Source organism: Streptomyces sp. BF23-19, from assembly GCF_041106355.1.
Lineage (GTDB): Bacteria > Actinomycetota > Actinomycetes > Streptomycetales > Streptomycetaceae > Streptomyces > Streptomyces virginiae_A.
The window spans coordinates 113,566-128,336 of the sequence record NZ_JBGBPT010000009.1 but is presented as its reverse complement, the minus strand read 5'-3'; the positions used below and the strand labels follow the sequence as shown (position 1 = coordinate 128,336).

The 14,771-nt window shown below is 74.0% G+C and carries 8 protein-coding genes; 4 read left to right on the top strand and 4 right to left on the bottom strand.

Annotation, left to right across the window (positions count from 1 at the left end):
• Positions 1 to 134: 134 nt before the first annotated feature.
• Positions 135 to 1,562: an amidase gene (locus AB8A24_RS08050; protein WP_369475235.1), complete on the bottom strand. Its 1,428-nt coding sequence runs from the start codon at positions 1,560 to 1,562 to the stop codon at positions 135 to 137.
• Positions 1,549 to 1,758 (bottom strand): hypothetical protein, encoded by a 210-nt coding sequence (locus AB8A24_RS08045; protein WP_328960670.1) that lies wholly within the window; start codon positions 1,756 to 1,758, stop codon positions 1,549 to 1,551. Before AB8A24_RS08045 ends, AB8A24_RS08050 begins: the two co-directional genes overlap by 14 nt.
• Before the next feature lie 152 nt (positions 1,759 to 1,910).
• Here AB8A24_RS08045 and AB8A24_RS08040 point away from each other — a divergent pair, with 152 nt between their 5' ends.
• The gene (locus AB8A24_RS08040) at positions 1,911 to 2,840 is read left to right on the top strand and encodes an MBL fold metallo-hydrolase (protein WP_369475234.1); all 930 of its coding nucleotides are present in this window, start codon (positions 1,911 to 1,913) and stop codon (positions 2,838 to 2,840) included.
• An 87-nt stretch (positions 2,841 to 2,927) separates the two neighbouring features.
• Here the strand turns inward: AB8A24_RS08040 and AB8A24_RS08035 are convergent, their stop codons facing one another.
• Positions 2,928 to 3,500, bottom strand: a complete 573-nt coding sequence (locus tag AB8A24_RS08035; RefSeq protein WP_369475233.1) for a TetR/AcrR family transcriptional regulator C-terminal ligand-binding domain-containing protein — start codon at positions 3,498 to 3,500, stop codon at positions 2,928 to 2,930.
• Between the two features lie 113 nt (positions 3,501 to 3,613).
• Complete coding sequence (locus AB8A24_RS08030; RefSeq protein WP_328960667.1) at positions 3,614 to 4,447, bottom strand: alpha/beta hydrolase; 834 nt, start codon at positions 4,445 to 4,447, stop codon at positions 3,614 to 3,616.
• Between the two features lie 244 nt (positions 4,448 to 4,691).
• Here AB8A24_RS08030 and AB8A24_RS08025 point away from each other — a divergent pair, with 244 nt between their 5' ends.
• The 3 genes from AB8A24_RS08025 to AB8A24_RS08015 all read left to right on the top strand — a co-directional run bounded on the left by AB8A24_RS08025 (position 4,692) and on the right by AB8A24_RS08015 (position 14,770).
• Positions 4,692 to 12,092 carry an amino acid adenylation domain-containing protein gene (locus tag AB8A24_RS08025; RefSeq protein ID WP_369475232.1) on the top strand — a complete coding sequence of 2,467 codons (7,401 nt, stop codon included), beginning with the start codon at positions 4,692 to 4,694 and terminating at the stop codon, positions 12,090 to 12,092.
• Between the two features lie 130 nt (positions 12,093 to 12,222).
• A complete protein-coding gene (locus tag AB8A24_RS08020; protein ID WP_328960665.1) occupies positions 12,223 to 13,794 on the top strand; it encodes a lyase family protein in 1,572 nt (523 codons plus the stop codon).
• Positions 13,760 to 14,770: a kinase gene (locus AB8A24_RS08015; protein WP_369475231.1), complete on the top strand. Its 1,011-nt coding sequence runs from the start codon at positions 13,760 to 13,762 to the stop codon at positions 14,768 to 14,770. Before AB8A24_RS08020 ends, AB8A24_RS08015 begins: the two co-directional genes overlap by 35 nt.
• The last annotated feature ends 1 nt before the right edge of the window (position 14,771 follow it).

Below are 14,771 nucleotides of genomic sequence, written 5' to 3'. Positions count from 1 at the left end.
GCCCACCACCCCCACCAGACGCATCGGCCGCGGCCGCCCGCGACTGGCTCAACTCCGCCTGTTCCGGGCCGGTTCACCGGCTGTCGGGGATCCCGGCGATCCCGGCGATCCCGGAGATCCCGCTGCGAGGTTCGTTACGGCGCCCGCCACGACGCCCGTTCCGGGGCCATCCCCCGCGCGGTGCCGGTCCGTTCGTAGGCGTGGCCCGCGCGCAGCACCGTGGCCTCGCCGAAGGGCCTTCCCATCAGCTGCATGCCGATCGGCAGGCCCGCCGAGTCCAGGCCGACGGGCACGGTCAGCGCGGGAACGCCCGTGAGGTTGGCCGGGGCCGAGAGTCGTACGTACGCGTCGGCGACGCTTTCCACACTGCCGTCACCCCAGGTCACGGCGGTCCGACCGGACTCCACGGCGGTGAGCGGCACGGTCGGAGCGGCGATCAGGTCGACCGCTTCCATCATCTCTCGCCAGGCCCGGCCCATGAGGGTGCGGGCGCGCTGGGCCCGCAGGTGATCGCCCGCGGTCATGAGCTCGCCCGCCTCCAGGAGGACCCGTACGTCGGCCCCGTACAGGTCCGGCACCGTCCGCAGCGTCCGTTCGTGGTAGGCGGAGGCCTCGGGCACCATCAGGCCCCAGTGGGTCGCCCGGATGTAGCGCGTCATCGGGATCTCGACGTCGACCAGCCGGGCGCCGAGCTCCTCCAGCCGCCCGATGGCCCGTCGGACGGCCGCTTCCACCTCCGGATCCACCCGGTCGAAGTAGTAGTTGCCCGGCACGCCGACCCGCAGCCCCATCAGATCCGTCGGATCCGTCGGATCCGTGCCCGGTCCCGGCCGGTGCTCCGCGGCCGGGACCGCGACGGACGCCGGGTCGCGCGGGTCGTGTCCGGCGAGCGCCGCCAGGACCAGCCCCGCGTCCTCCACGGTGCGGGTGAGGGGGCCCACGTGGTCGAGCGACCAGGACAGCGAGGTCACGCCGTGGCGCGGCACCAGCCCGTACGTCGGCTTCAGTCCGACGACCCCGTTCAGGGCGGCGGGCACCCGGATCGATCCGCCGGTGTCGGTCCCGAGGGCGAAGGTGGCCGCCCCGGCGGCGACGGCGACGGCGGACCCGCCGCTGGAGCCGCCGGCCACCCGGTCCGGGTGCCAGGCGTTGGCCGTCTGAGGGGTGGTCAGCCCGTAGGCGAACTCGTGCGTGTGGGTCTTGCCCACCAACACCGCTCCGGCCGAGGTGAGCCGCGCCGCGACGGTGCTGTCGGTCTCCGCCCGGTGGCCGGCCCGCACCCGGGAGCTCGCCGTGGTCGCCAGTCCGGCCACGTCGATGAGGTCCTTCAGGCCGGCGGGCATTGCGTGCAGCGGCCCTCGGTGCGTGCCGCGGGCGATCTCGGTCTCCGCCCGGCGGGCCGCCTCCCGCGCACGGTCGGTCGTGACGGTGGTGAAGGCGTTCAGGTGCGGTTCGACCCGCGCGATGCGCTCCAGTGAGGAGTCCACCAGTTCCACCGGCGAGAGCCGCCGGGTGCGTACGGCCTCGGCCGCTTCGGCCACGGTCAGCTCATACGGCCGCATCGTGCCGCTCCCCTCCCGCGCGGTACACCGCGGAGGGCGGTGTCTCGCCGAAGTCCATTTCCCGCAGGAGCGATACGACGGCGAGGATGTGGTCGGCGGCGGCCGCCACGTCCGCCTGGCGGTCCTGTGCCGGTGGAAGCCCGGGCCACGCGGCTCGAGGCGGAGTGAGGTGTGGATCGAGGTCCGGGGCGGACATGTGCTGCCTTCCTTCCGAGGGGACGACGGAACGATCACCGACGCCTTAAAGCTAACGGCTTGCGTTAGTCCACGGTAGGGCCTACGGTCGCTTAAAGCGAATGAATCGCTTTTACTGTTGGTCCGCTCCACTGCAGACGAAGGAACACGCGCATGTGCACCGCACAGTTCACCGAGCCGGCCCCGTCCCGGGCCGCCGCCCACTGGTCCGTCGGGGAGATCACGGTCCACCGGGTCGACGAGGTGCCCCTGCCGCCCGCGACCGGGCCATGGCTGCTGCCGGCCGCCACCCCGGACGTGGTCGCCGAACACGACTGGCTGCGCCCCGACTTCGCCGGCCCGGACGGTGCCCTGCACCTCGACAGCCACAGCTTCGCGCTGGTCGTGGACGGTCTGCGGGTCCTCGTGGACACCGGCATCGGCAACGGCAAGACGAGGGCCAATCCGGCGTGGCACGACCTGCGTACCGACTACCTCGCCCGCCTCGCCGACATCGGATTCACCCCCGAGAACGTCGACCTGGTGATCCTCACCCATCTGCACACCGACCACGTCGGATGGAACACCCGGCAGGTCGGCGGCGCGTGGGTGCCGACCTTCCCGAACGCCCGCTACCTGACGTCGAGGGTGGAGTACGCGTTCTGGGTCGCCTACGACATGGACGAGGCGCGGCGCGGCATGTTCCGCGACTCCGTCGTGCCGGTCGAGGAGGCGGGTCTGCTCGACCTGGTCGACGTACCGGCCGAAGGCGTCGACGTGGCCGACGGGCTGCGCCTGCTGCCCGCGCCGGGGCACACCCCGGGGCAGGTCGCCGTACAGGTGAGCAGCGCGGGCGCGACCGCCCTCGTCACCGGGGACGCCGTCCACCACCCCGTACAGCTGGCGCATCCGGAGATCGGCAGCTGCGTGGACATCGACCCCGTGCGGGCCGAGGCCACGCGGCGCGCGCTGCTCGCCCGGCTCGCCGACACCGGCGCCCTGCTCCTCGGTACGCACTTCCCCGCGCCGACCGCCGGCCGCGTCGTGACCGAAGGGGACGGCTACCGGCTCGAACCGGTGGTCGCCGCACCCGCCGGCCGCTGACCGGCGCCGCCCCGCGTCGCGGGTAGCCCCGTCTCGCGGGGTCGGCCCCCCGTCTTGCGGGTCGGCCCCCCTCGTCTCGCAGGTCGGTCAGCCGGACGCGCCGAAGCCCTCCACGGCCTCGCGTACCAGGCGTCGCGCGTACGCGTCGGTGAGGCCGTCGGGGCGGAACAGGATGCGGTACATCATCGGCGCCACGACCCGGTCGAGCACCGTCTCGACGTCGGGGGCGTCCTCACCGCGCGCCGCGGCACGCGCGAGCACGACGGCGACCTGCTCCGCCGCGTACGCCGAACACTGACCCGCGTTGTCGCCGGCGGGGTCGCCCAGCAGCGCGTCACGGATGTACGCGCGTCCCGCGGGGGAGGCCATCTCCTCCAAGAACTGCTCGGCCCAGCCCCGCAGGTCCGCCGTCAGGGTCCCGTGGTCCGCCGGTGGAGCTTCCGGGCGTAGGTGCTCGACGGCCACGTCCGAGAGCAGTTCCTGCAGGTCGCCCCAGCGGCGGTAGATCGTCGACGGGGTGACGCCGGCCCGCGCCGCGACCAGCGGGATCGTCAGCTCCGGCCGGCCCAGCTCGGCCTGGAGTTCGCGCACGGCGGTGTGGACCGCCTCCTGGACCCGCGCGCTGCGGCCTCCCGGGCGGACCATCGCTTTTCGGCTCATGCGGCCAGCTTAAAGCAAATTTCTTGCATCAGGCTCGGTGTCGGTCCTCGCCCGGGACTCCGCGGCGGTACCGGTCGCGGAGTCCGGGGCGAGAGGAACGGTCGCGCCGGGCGCTACTTCCCGATGAAGGCGAGGAGGGCGTTGTTGACCTCTTCGGCGTGGGTCCACAGGAGACCGTGCGGGGCGCCCTCGACGGCCACGTAGTCGGCGTGCGGAAGGGCCTTGTGGAAGGGCTCCGCGGTGGCCCCGATCGGGAGGATCCGGTCCGCGGTGCCGTGGAGGATCAGGGTGGGTACGTCGATCTTGGGGATGTCGGCCCGGAAGTCGGTGGTCCAGGTGAGGACGGCGGCGCGGGAGGCGTACGCGGACGCGCCGGCGGCGGTGGCCCAGCTCGCGCGCACGACCTCATCGCTGATGCGGGTGCCGAGATTCTCGTCGAGGTTGTAGAAGGCCTGGTAGAAGTCGGTGAAGTAGGCGTAGCGGTCCTTCGTGACGGCGGCGAGGATGCCCTCGAAGACGCTGCCGTCGACGCCGGTGGGGTTGTCGTCGGTCTTGAGCAGGTAGGGCTCCAGGCCGGCGAGGAAGGCGGCCTTGGCCACGCGTCCGGAACCGCGGGTGCCGAGGTAGTGGCCGACCTCGCCGGTGCCCATGGAGAAGCCGACGAGGATCGTGTCGGTGAGGTCGAGGGTCTCCATCAGCGCGTGCAGGTCGTCGGTGAAGGTGTCGTAGTCGTAGCCGGTGGTGGGCTGGGAGGACTGCCCGAAGCCGCGCCGGTCGTAGGTGATGACGCGGTGGCCGGCGTCGAGCAGGGCGGGAAGCTGCTTCTCCCAGGAGTGCCCGTCCAGCGGATAGCCGTGGATGAGGACGACGGGCTGCCCGCTGCCGTGGTCCTCGTAGTAGAGGTCGATGTCGGTGCTGTTCTCCTGGCCGACGGTGATGAAGGGCATGGCGCCTCCTGTGGCGATCTCGGTTCGGTCCGCGCCAGAAGTGTCCCGCCCCAGGGTCCCGGAACGGCGTCGGAACACGACCTTCCGCCGGTACTTACGCAGGTCGTCCACAGCTCTTGTCACGTGAACAGGGGACCGGAAACAGGCGACTTCACCCGAATCGATGCCGTTCCTAGGCTGGACGGGCAAGCAAGCGGAGCATGCGTCGCGGGCCGGTCACCGGTGCGGCGCCGAGGGAGTTGTCTTGGCCAGTCACGATCCGATCGAACGCCCTGCGGAGCCGTCGTTCAGCGCGTTCCGCGCGTCCGGAGCGCAGCAGCGGATGTACTTCCTCCAGCAGCTGGAGGAGGGCAGGCCGACCTACCACATGCCCGTCTTCTACGGCCTCGAAGGACCGGTGGACGAGGCCGCGCTCCGCACCTGCGCCCAGGGTCTGGTCGACCGGCACGAGGCGCTGCGCACCCGGTTCGTCCTGCGGGACGGCGAGCTGTGGCAGCACATCGACACCGAGGCCGCGCTCGTCTGGTCCTCCGCCGCGGCGCGCGGACCCCGGGAGGTCGAGGAGTGGATGGCCGCCGAACACCACCGGCCTTTCGACCTGGAGTCCGGACCGCTCTTCCGGGCGGCCCTGCTGCACACCCCCGAGGGCGCGGTCCTCGCGCTCGCCATGCACCACATCGTCGCCGACGGCTGGTCCGTCGGGATCCTCGCCCGCGAGCTCCTCACCGCGTACGCCCGGCACGGCGACGGGCCCGGCACCCCCCACGCCGCCCACGCCCCCGACGGCGCCGACCGTCCGCGGCCGGCCGTGTCCGAGGGGGCCGCGGAGGTCCTGCGGGCCCCGGACTACCAGTACGCCGACTTCTCCGACTGGCAGGAGGAATGGCTGCGCGGAGCCGCCGCCCGGCGCCAGCTCGCCTACTGGGAGAAGCAACTGGGCGGCGAACTGCCCGACGCGCCCCTGCCCCGCGACGGCCGCCCCGCAGCCGGCGCGGCCCGCGGCGCGGCGGCGCTGCACTCCTTCGAGGTGCCGGCCCCGGTGCTCGCCCGGATGGAGCGCCTGTGCCGTGACACCCACAGCACCCCCTACACGCTGATGCTGGCGGCCTTCCAGATCGTGCTGGGCCGCTACACCGGCACCGACGACGTCCTGGTCGGGACGCCGGTGGCGGGCCGCAACCGCAAGGAGTTCCAGGACACCGTCGGCCTGTTCGTCAACACGCTGGTGATCCGCGCTGACCTGTCCGACGACCCCGCCTTCCGGGTCCACCTGGAGCGCGTACGGGACACCGTGCTCGACGCCCAGGACCACCAGGACCTGCCCTTCGAACGCGTCGTCGACCGGATCGCCCCCGGGCGCACCGGCGAGGAGGCGTCCCCCTTCCGGGTCATGTTCGGCCTGCACGACGAGGACGCCATGACCGACGGCCTGCCCGGCCCGAAGGCCAGGCTGCTCGAAGGACCCGCCGGGACCGCCAAGTTCGACCTCACCTTCGACGTCGTACGCATCGGCGGCGCGCTGAGCTGCCGGCTGGAGTACCGGGCCGACCTGTTCGAGGCCGCCACCGCCCAGCAGCTCGGCCGGCACTTCGCCCGCCTCCTGGACGCCGCCACCGAGAACCCCGAACTGCCGCTCAGCGGACTTCCGATGCTGTCGGCCGACGAGCGGACCGGCATCGGCTCGCCGCTCCCGGCCCGCGCCGACCTCCCGCACACCCCGGGCGAGCCGGCGTGCGTCCACGAGCTCTTCGCCGGACACGCCGCCCGCACCCCCGACGCGGTCGCCCTCGTCCACGAAGGCACGTCCCTCACCTACCGCGAGCTCGACACCCGCGCCAACCGGCTCGCGCACCGGCTGCGCGCCCTCGGCGTGGCACCCGACACCCTCGTCGGACTGTGCCTGCCCCGCTCCGCCGACCTCGTCGTCGCTCTGCTCGGCATCCTCAAGGCCGGCGGCGCCTACCTGCCGCTCGACCCCGACAACCCGCCCGAGCGGCTGCGCCACATCGTCCAGGACGCCCGCCTGCAGCACGTCGTCGGCACCACCGACACCCGGGCCCTGTGGGACGCCCCCGGCCTGCACTCCGTCGACCTGCTCGCCGACGCCGCGCTCCTGGCCGCCGAACCGGACACCGCCCCCGACACCGGCGTGACCCCGGACCACCTGGCCTACGTCATCTACACCTCCGGCTCCACCGGCCTCCCCAAGGGCACCCTGGTGCCCCACGCCAACGTCACCCGGCTGTTCTCCGCCACCGACCACTGGTTCGGGTTCGGCCCCGAGGACGTGTGGACCCTCTTCCACTCCATCGCCTTCGACTTCTCCGTCTGGGAGCTGTGGGGCGCCCTCGCCCACGGCGGCCGCCTCGTCGTGGTCCCGTACGGGACCAGCCGCTCGCCCGAGGAGTTCCACCGGCTGCTGCGCGCCGAACGGGTCACCGTCCTCAACCAGACCCCCTCCGCCTTCTACCAGCTGGCCCGGGCCGACGAGGAACACCACCGCACGGCCGGCCCGGCCCACTCCGGGCTCGCCCTGCGCCACGTCGTCTTCGGCGGGGAGGCCCTCGACGTCGCCGCCCTCGCCGGGTGGTTCGCCCGGCACGGCGACACCGCACCCCGCCTGGTCAACATGTACGGCATCACCGAGACGACCGTGCACGTCACCTACCGGCCGTTGACCGCCCGCGACGCCGAGGAGGGCCGCGGCAGCGTCATCGGCGTGCCCATCCCCGACCTACGCCTGCACCTGCTCGACGCGCGCGGCCGGACCGTCCCGCGCGGCGCCGTCGGGGAGCTGTACGTCGCCGGGGCGGGCCTGGCCCGCGGCTACCTGCGCCGGCCCGAACTCACCGCCGAGCGCTTCCCCACCGGCCTCGCCGACGGTGTCGCCGACGCACCCGCCGGGCCCTTCGGCGGCGCGCGGCTGTACCGCACCGGCGACCTGGCGCGCGCGCTGCCCGACGGGGACCTGGAGTACCTCGGCCGCATCGACCACCAGGTCAAGCTGCGCGGCTTCCGGATAGAACTCGGCGAGGTCGAGGCCGCCCTGGCCGCCCACCCCCTCGTCGACGCCGCCGTCGCACTCGTCGCACCGGATCCCGCGGGGAACGACGTCCTGGTCGGCTACCTGGCCGTGACCGGGGCCGAGGACGGGGCGGGCCCCACCGTCGAGGACATGCGTGAGCACCTCGCGCGGCGGCTGCCCGGCTACATGATCCCCGGCGCGTTCGTCACCCTGCCCGCCTTCCCGCTGACCGCCAACGGCAAGACCGACAGGCGCCGACTGCCCGCCCCCGGCTCGGCCGCCCGCACCCCCACCGCCGCCTACGAGGCACCCCACGGGCCGGTCGAGACCGCGCTCACCGAGGTCTTCGCCCAGGTCCTCGGGCACGAACGGGTCGGCGCCCTGGACAACTGGTTCGCCCTCGGCGGGGACTCCATCCGCTCCCTCCAGGTGCTCGCCCGGATCCGCGAACGAGGCCTCGACCTCACCGTCGGAGACCTCATGAGCCGTCAGACGGCCCGCGCACTGGCCCCCGTTGTGACCCGGCGGGAGGCCGGGGCCGACGCCGAAGCCCCGTACGAGCCGTTCGCACTGCTGGCTCCCGAGGATCGCGCCGCCCTGCCCGAGGGACTGGAGGACGCCTACCCGATGACCCGGCTCCAGGCCGGCATGCTCTACCACAGCGACCTGCCGTCGGCCGGTGGACGCGTCTACCACAACGTGGCCTCCTACCTGATCGAGGCGCCCTTCTCCGAGGACGCCTGGCGGACCACCGTCGCCGTCCTCGCGGCCCGGCACGAGATGCTGCGCACCTCCTTCGACCCGCACGGTTTCACCGAGCCCCTCCAGCTCGTCCACCAGGGCGCCCGCCCGGAGATCACCTTCGAGGACCTGTACGGACTCGACGCCGAGGCGCGGCGCACCGCCGTCGCCGCCCGCTACGCCGCAGAGCGCGCGAGGCCGTTCACCTGGGACCGGCCCCCGCTGATCCGCTTCCACGTCCAGCGGCTCTCCGACACCCGGCTCCAGCTGTTCGTCGCCGAGCACCACGCCGTCCTCGACGGCTGGAGCGAACGTTCCCTCCTCACCGAACTGGCCACCTGCTACACCGAGGCGCTCGCCGCCCGTACCCCCGCGGACGGTCCCTCCCCGCAGGCGGGCCCCCGCTCCCGGTTCGCCTCCTTCGTCGCCCTCGAACGGGCCGCGCTGGCCGACCCCGGGCAGCGCGCCTTCTGGACCGGCAAGGCCGCCGACGCCCCCGCGACGCGGCTGCCCCGCCCGGCGGCGACCGGCGGACCCGCCCGCATGTCCTGGTACCTCGCGCCCCTGCCCGATGGGCTGCACGCCCGGCTCACCGCCCTGGCCGCCGCATGCGGCGTACCGCTGCGCACCGTCCTGCTCGCCGCCCACCTGAGGGCCATGGCCCTGCTGGGCGGCGGCGACGCGGTCACCACCGGGGTGGTCCACAACGGCCGCGCCGAGGAGATCGACGGTGACAAGGTCGTCGGCGTCTTCCTGAACACCCTGCCGCTGAGCGTCGGCGTCACCGGGCTCAGCTGGCGCGGCCTCGTCGCGCGGATCGCCGCCGTCGAGGCGGAACTGCACGCGCACCGCCGCTTCCCGCTCGCCGAGATCCAGCGCCTCTCCGGGGGCGGCCCGCTCTTCGAGACCTTCTTCAACTACACCCACTTCCACGTGGAGCAGGACGGCCCGGCCGACGGCGCGTTCACCGTGCTGGAGGAGACCGGAGAGGCCGGCACCGACTTCGCCTTCGGCGCGGAGTTCTCCCGCAGCCCCGACGGCTCCCTGCTGGAACTCGGACTGCGCTTCGACGCGGCCCAGTTCTCCGAGGAGCAGATGGCGAGCGCGCACGCGTCCTACACGGCCGCCCTGCGCGACCTCGCCGAGTACCCGGACCGTGACTGCACGGCCGCCGACCTGCTGCCGGAGGCCGAACACCGCCGCTACGCCGAGTGGAACCGCACCGCCGTCGATCATCCGCGGCCGCACGTCCTGACCCGGCTGATCGACGAGCAGCGGGACCTGACGCCCGACGCCCCGGCCGTCCGCTTCGAGGGTGCGGAGCTGACCTACCGGGCCCTCGACACCGAGGCCGAGCGGCTGTGCGCGGCGCTGCGGGAACGGGGCGCGGGCCCCGGCACCTTCGTCGGCCTGCTGCTGGAACGCTCCCTGGCCCTGCCCGTCGTCCTCCTCGCCGTCCTCAAGTCCGGCGCCGCCTACGTCCCGCTGGACCCGGAGCACCCGGCGCCGCGCGTACGGTCCCTGCTCGCCGAGTCCGGTATCGGCCTGGTGGTCACCGAGGGCGCGTGGGCGGAGCGGCTGGAGGGCTCCGGGGTCACCGTCCTCCGGCCGGACGAGGCCGCGACGGGCCCTGCGGGTCCTGCCCGGGCGCCCGAGCCGTCCGACCCGGCGTACATGATCTTCACCTCGGGATCCACCGGCAAGCCCAAGGGAGTCGTCGTCTCCCACCGCGCCATCGCCAACCGGCTGCTGTGGATGCAGGACGAGTACGGGCTGACCCCGGGGGAGCGGGTGCTGCACAAGACGCCGTACACCTTCGACGTCTCCGTGTGGGAGCTGTTCTGGCCCCTGCTGACCGGCGCCACCCTGGTCCTCGCCCGCCCCGGCGGCCAGCGCGACCCCGGCTACCTCGCCGGCCTGATCCACGACGAGGGCGTCACCACGGTGCACTTCGTCCCGTCGATGCTCAGCGTGTTCCTCGACGATCCCGCGGCCGTGGCCGGCGCCGCCGGCCTCACCCGGGTGGTCTGCAGCGGCGAGGCCCTGCCGTACGAGGTCCAGCGCAGGTTCTTCGAGCGGTTGCCCGGCGTCGAACTGCACAACCTCTACGGGCCCACCGAGGCGGCCGTCGACGTCACGTACTGGCAGTGCCGGCCGGACGGCGGCGACACCGTGCCCATCGGCCGGCCCATCGCCAACATGCGCACCCACGTCCTGGACCGGCGCCTGGCCGAGGTCCCCCTCGGCGTCACCGGGGAGCTCTTCCTCGAAGGCATCGGCCTCGCCGACGGCTACCACGGACGACCCGAGCTGACGGCCGAGCGGTTCATCGAGCACACCGGCCCCGACGGCGCCACCCGCCGCCTCTACCGGACCGGCGACCTGGCCCGGCACCGCCCCGACGGAGCCCTGGAGTACGCGGGCCGCACCGACCACCAGCTCAAGATCCGCGGCTTCCGCGTCGAGCCGGGGGAGATCGAGGCCGTCCTCGCCGAACACCCCGGCGTGCGCGACTGCGCGGTCCTGCCCCGCGGCGAACGCCTCGTCGGCTACTTCGTCCCCGACGCGGCCGGCCCGGACGCCGCCTCCGCCTCCGCCCCCGAGCCGGGCGAACTGGCCCGGCACGCCCGCGAGCGGCTCCCCGAGTACATGGTCCCCTCCGCCTGGGTGTGCCTGACGGCCCTCCCGCTGACCGCCAACGGCAAACTGGACCGCGCCGCCCTGCCCGACCCGGACCCCGCAGACCTGCGCGGCGGTGTCGAGCCGACCCCGCCCCGCGACGAACTCGAAGCCCGCCTCGCCGGGATCTGGGAGGGACTCCTGGCCGCCGGCCCGGTCGGCGTCCACGACGACTTCTTCGAGTCCGGCGGGCACTCCATCGACGCCCTGCGCCTGATCGGCCGGATCAACCAGGCCTTCGGCGAACGCCTCGGCGTCTCGGCCGTCCTGGAGCACCCGACCGTCGCCCGACAGGCCGCGTTGCTGCGCGGCCGCCACGTCGAGGCGGTCCCGGACCCGGTGGTGCGCCTGCGGACCGAGGGCACGCTCGACCCGCTCCTCCTCGTCCACCCGATCGGCGGGAACGTCTTCTGCTACCGCGCCCTGGCCGCCGAACTGGGCCCCGACCGGCCGGTGTTCGGGCTGACCGCACCCGGCCTGACCGCACCCGGCCTGACCGCACCCGGCCCGACCGACCCCGACCCGACGTCCGACGCCACGTCCGACGCCACGGTCGAGGAGCTGGCCGCCGCCCACGTGGAGGCCCTGCGTCGGGTCCGTCCCGCCGGCCCCTACCACCTGGCCGGCTGGTCCTTCGGCGGGCTCCTCGCCCACGAGATGGCCGTCCAACTGCACGCCGCCGGAGCGGAGGTGGCGACCCTGGCGCTGTTGGACACCGGCTACCCGGAGCCCGGCCACGTCCCCGACGACGAGAACGAGCTGCTGGAGTGGTTCCACGAGGACCTGGCCCGCTCCGCCGGCTTCGACCCCACCGACGAGAGCCGGTCCGCGCTACGGAGCGCCCTGCGGAGCGTCACCGACACCCCCGCCCGGCTCACCGTCCTCGCCGAGCAGGTGGAACGCGAGGGCTTCGCCCCCGGCCTGGACCCGCGGGACCTCGCCCGGCACTACGCGGTGTTCCGCACCGGGATCCGCGCCGCCGCCACGTACGAGCCGCCGGCCGCCCCCTGCCCGGTCCTGTTCGTCCAGAGCACGACCGGAGCCCTGGAGCACGCCGCCGATCGATGGGCCGGCCGGGCCGAGGCCGGCTTCACCCGCCACGACGCCGCCACCGACCACTACGGGCTGATGCGGCCGCCGCACAGCACCGGGGCCGCCGCGCTCCTGCGCACCGCCCTCGCCGAGGCCGACCACCGCTGAACGGGCGCCCCGGACCCCCCAGCACCGCCTCCCTCCACCCCGCCCCAGCCCTTCGCGCGCCGTGCGCCGACGAGGCGTGCCCCGGCACGCCCCCGCGCCCCGCACCAGAACAGGAAACGGAACACACCACGTGACGAGTGACACCCCGGGGCCCGCCGCCCCCGAGCTGAGCGGTCGGATCCGCGGCGGTCCCGCCGAACTCCTCCACGACGAAGTGCTCGCCCCGCAGTTCGGGTTCGAGTCGCGCCACCTGCTGCGCCACTACGTCGCCATCGAGAAGACCCTGGCCGCCGAGTACGTCCGCATGGACCTGATCACCGCCGAGGAGGCCCACCGGATCGCCGCCCTGCTGGACTCCGTCGGGCCCGACACCCTCAGCGCGCAGCCCGGCGCCAACATGTCGGACATCGCCTTCGCCCTCGAACGGCACGTCGAGGCGGGCCTGCCCGCCCCGGTCGTGCGCTGGCACGCCGACCGCAGCCGCAACGACCTCCAGGCCTGCGCCCAGGTGATGTACGGCCGCGACCAGCTCGCCCGCTTCGCGGACGCGCTCCTCGAACTCGGCAAGGTCGTGCACCGGGCGGCCCTGGAGACCTGCGACCTGCCCATGCCGGGGTACACCCACTTCCAGGCCGCCCAGATCATCACCCCCGGCTTCCACCTCGCCGCGCTCTCCGAGCACCTGCTGCACACCCACGCCCGACTGCTGACCGCGTACGACGGCATCGACGCCTGCCCGCTGGGCGCCGGCGCCATGGCGGGACAGGAACTGCCCTGGGACCGCGACCGGATGGCACGGCTGCTCGGCTTCTCCCGGCCGCAGCCCCATGCCCTGACCGCCGTGGCCTCGCGCCGCTGGAGCGCCGAACTGACCGCGGAGCTCAGTCTGCTGGGCACCGCGCTGAGCCGCTTCACCACCGACCTGCTCACCTGGGGCGGCAGCGAGTACGGCTTCATCGAACTGCCCGACGAACTGTCCGGCATCTCCTCCGCCATGCCGCAGAAGAAGAACTATCCGGTCCTGGAACGCATCCGCGGGCGCACCGCCCATCTGACCGCCTTCCACTTCGACGTGCTCCTGGGCCAGCGCAACACCCCCTTCTGCAACCTCGTCGAGGTGTCCAAGGAGGCCGGCACCCACCTGTTGAACGCCTTCGACTCGGCCCACGGCACCGTCCGCCTCCTCACCGAGGTACTGCGCAGGCTGACCTTCCGCGCCGACCGCATGCGCCAGGTGTGCGAGCGCGAGTTCCTCGGCGGCTTCAGCCTCGCCAACGCCCTCTGCCTCACCGAAGGGGTGCCCTGGCGCACCGCCCAGGTCGTCGCCGGGAAGTACGTCGTGCTCGCCGCGACGGCGGGCGCCGCCCCCGCCCCGGGCGAACCCGCCCTGCTCGCCGAGGCGGCCGCCGGACACGGCATCACCCTCACCGACCCCGCCCGGCTCCTCGCCGACGCCTTCGACGTCGACCGGGGCCTGGAGCGCATGGTGTCCGCCGGTTCGGCCCGCCCCGACGCCGTCCGCGCGGTCCTGCGCACCCAGCAGGAGACGTACGAACGGCTCGGCGCCGACTGGGAGTCGCGCGCCGCCGCGGTCCGCGCGGGCGCCGAGGAGGGCGACCGCTTCCTGTCCGGCACGACCGACGACGAGATCCAGGGGGAGGACGGCGATGGCATCCGCACCCGCGTACAGCACGCCCACTGACACCGTCGCAGGGGCGCCCGCCGCTCCCCTCGCAGCCGCCCAGGTCGAAGCCGCCCCCGTCGGATCCGGCTCCGGCAGCGCCTTCGGCACCTTCGGCGAACTGCTCCAGGGCGCCCTGCCCGACCCGCAGGGAGACTTCCTGGTCACCTTCCCCCTCGCCCGCTGGGCCACCGCCGTGTTCCACCCCCGGCCCGGCCGCCGCGACGTCCAGGTCAGCCCGGCCCACAAGGCCAAGTCCCGTCGGGTCGCCGAGGCGGTCCTGGCCGCCCTCGGCACGGCGGACGGCGGCCTCCTGGAGGTCGCCGGGGACCTGCCCGAGGGCAAGGGCCTCGCCAGTTCCTCCGCCGACCTGGTGGCCACCGTACGGGCCGTCGGGGCCGCCCACGGGCGTGCCTTCACCCCGGCCGAGACGGAGGACTTCCTGCGCGACATCGAACCGGCCGACGGGGTGATGTACGACGAGATCGTCGCCTTCCACCACCGGGAGGTGCGCCTCGGCCGCCGCCTCGGAGTGCTGCCCCCGCTCACCGTCGTCGCCCACGACGAGGGCGGCCAGGTCGACACCGTCGCGCACAACCGCGGCGCCCGGGCCATCGACGCCGCCGACCGGGAGGAGTACGCACGCCTGCTGGACCGGCTCACCGACGCCGTGGCCCGCGGCGACCTCGCCGAGGTCGGCGCAGTCGCCACCCGCAGCGCCGAGATGAACGCCCACCGCCGCCGGCGCGCCGGATTCGCGGAACTGCACGCCCTGTGCCGCGAGGTCGACGGGCTGGGCCTGGTCCTCGCCCACAGCGGCACCATGCTCGGCGTCCTCCTGGAGGCGAACGACCCCGCCCTCGCCAGCAAGACCGAGCACATCCGGGCCGGTTGCGCCGCCCTCGGCGGAGAGGTGTCCGTACACCGCTCCCTCGGCGCCGACGACAGCTGGAGTCCGCAGGCCGCGCCCGCCCACCCCACCGAGCTGGAGATCTGAG

Bases quoted from the DNA above. Each gene is read 5' to 3' on its own strand.
- AB8A24_RS08050 (WP_369475235.1), bottom strand. From the start codon at position 1,562: ATGCGGCCGTATGAGCTGACCGTGGCCGAAGCGGCCGAGGCCGTACGC.
- AB8A24_RS08045 (WP_328960670.1), bottom strand. From the start codon at position 1,758: ATGTCCGCCCCGGACCTCGATCCACACCTCACTCCGCCTCGAGCCGCG.
- AB8A24_RS08040 (WP_369475234.1), top strand. From the start codon at position 1,911: ATGTGCACCGCACAGTTCACCGAGCCGGCCCCGTCCCGGGCCGCCGCC.
- AB8A24_RS08035 (WP_369475233.1), bottom strand. From the start codon at position 3,500: ATGAGCCGAAAAGCGATGGTCCGCCCGGGAGGCCGCAGCGCGCGGGTC.
- AB8A24_RS08030 (WP_328960667.1), bottom strand. From the start codon at position 4,447: ATGCCCTTCATCACCGTCGGCCAGGAGAACAGCACCGACATCGACCTC.
- AB8A24_RS08015 (WP_369475231.1), top strand. From the start codon at position 13,760: ATGGCATCCGCACCCGCGTACAGCACGCCCACTGACACCGTCGCAGGG.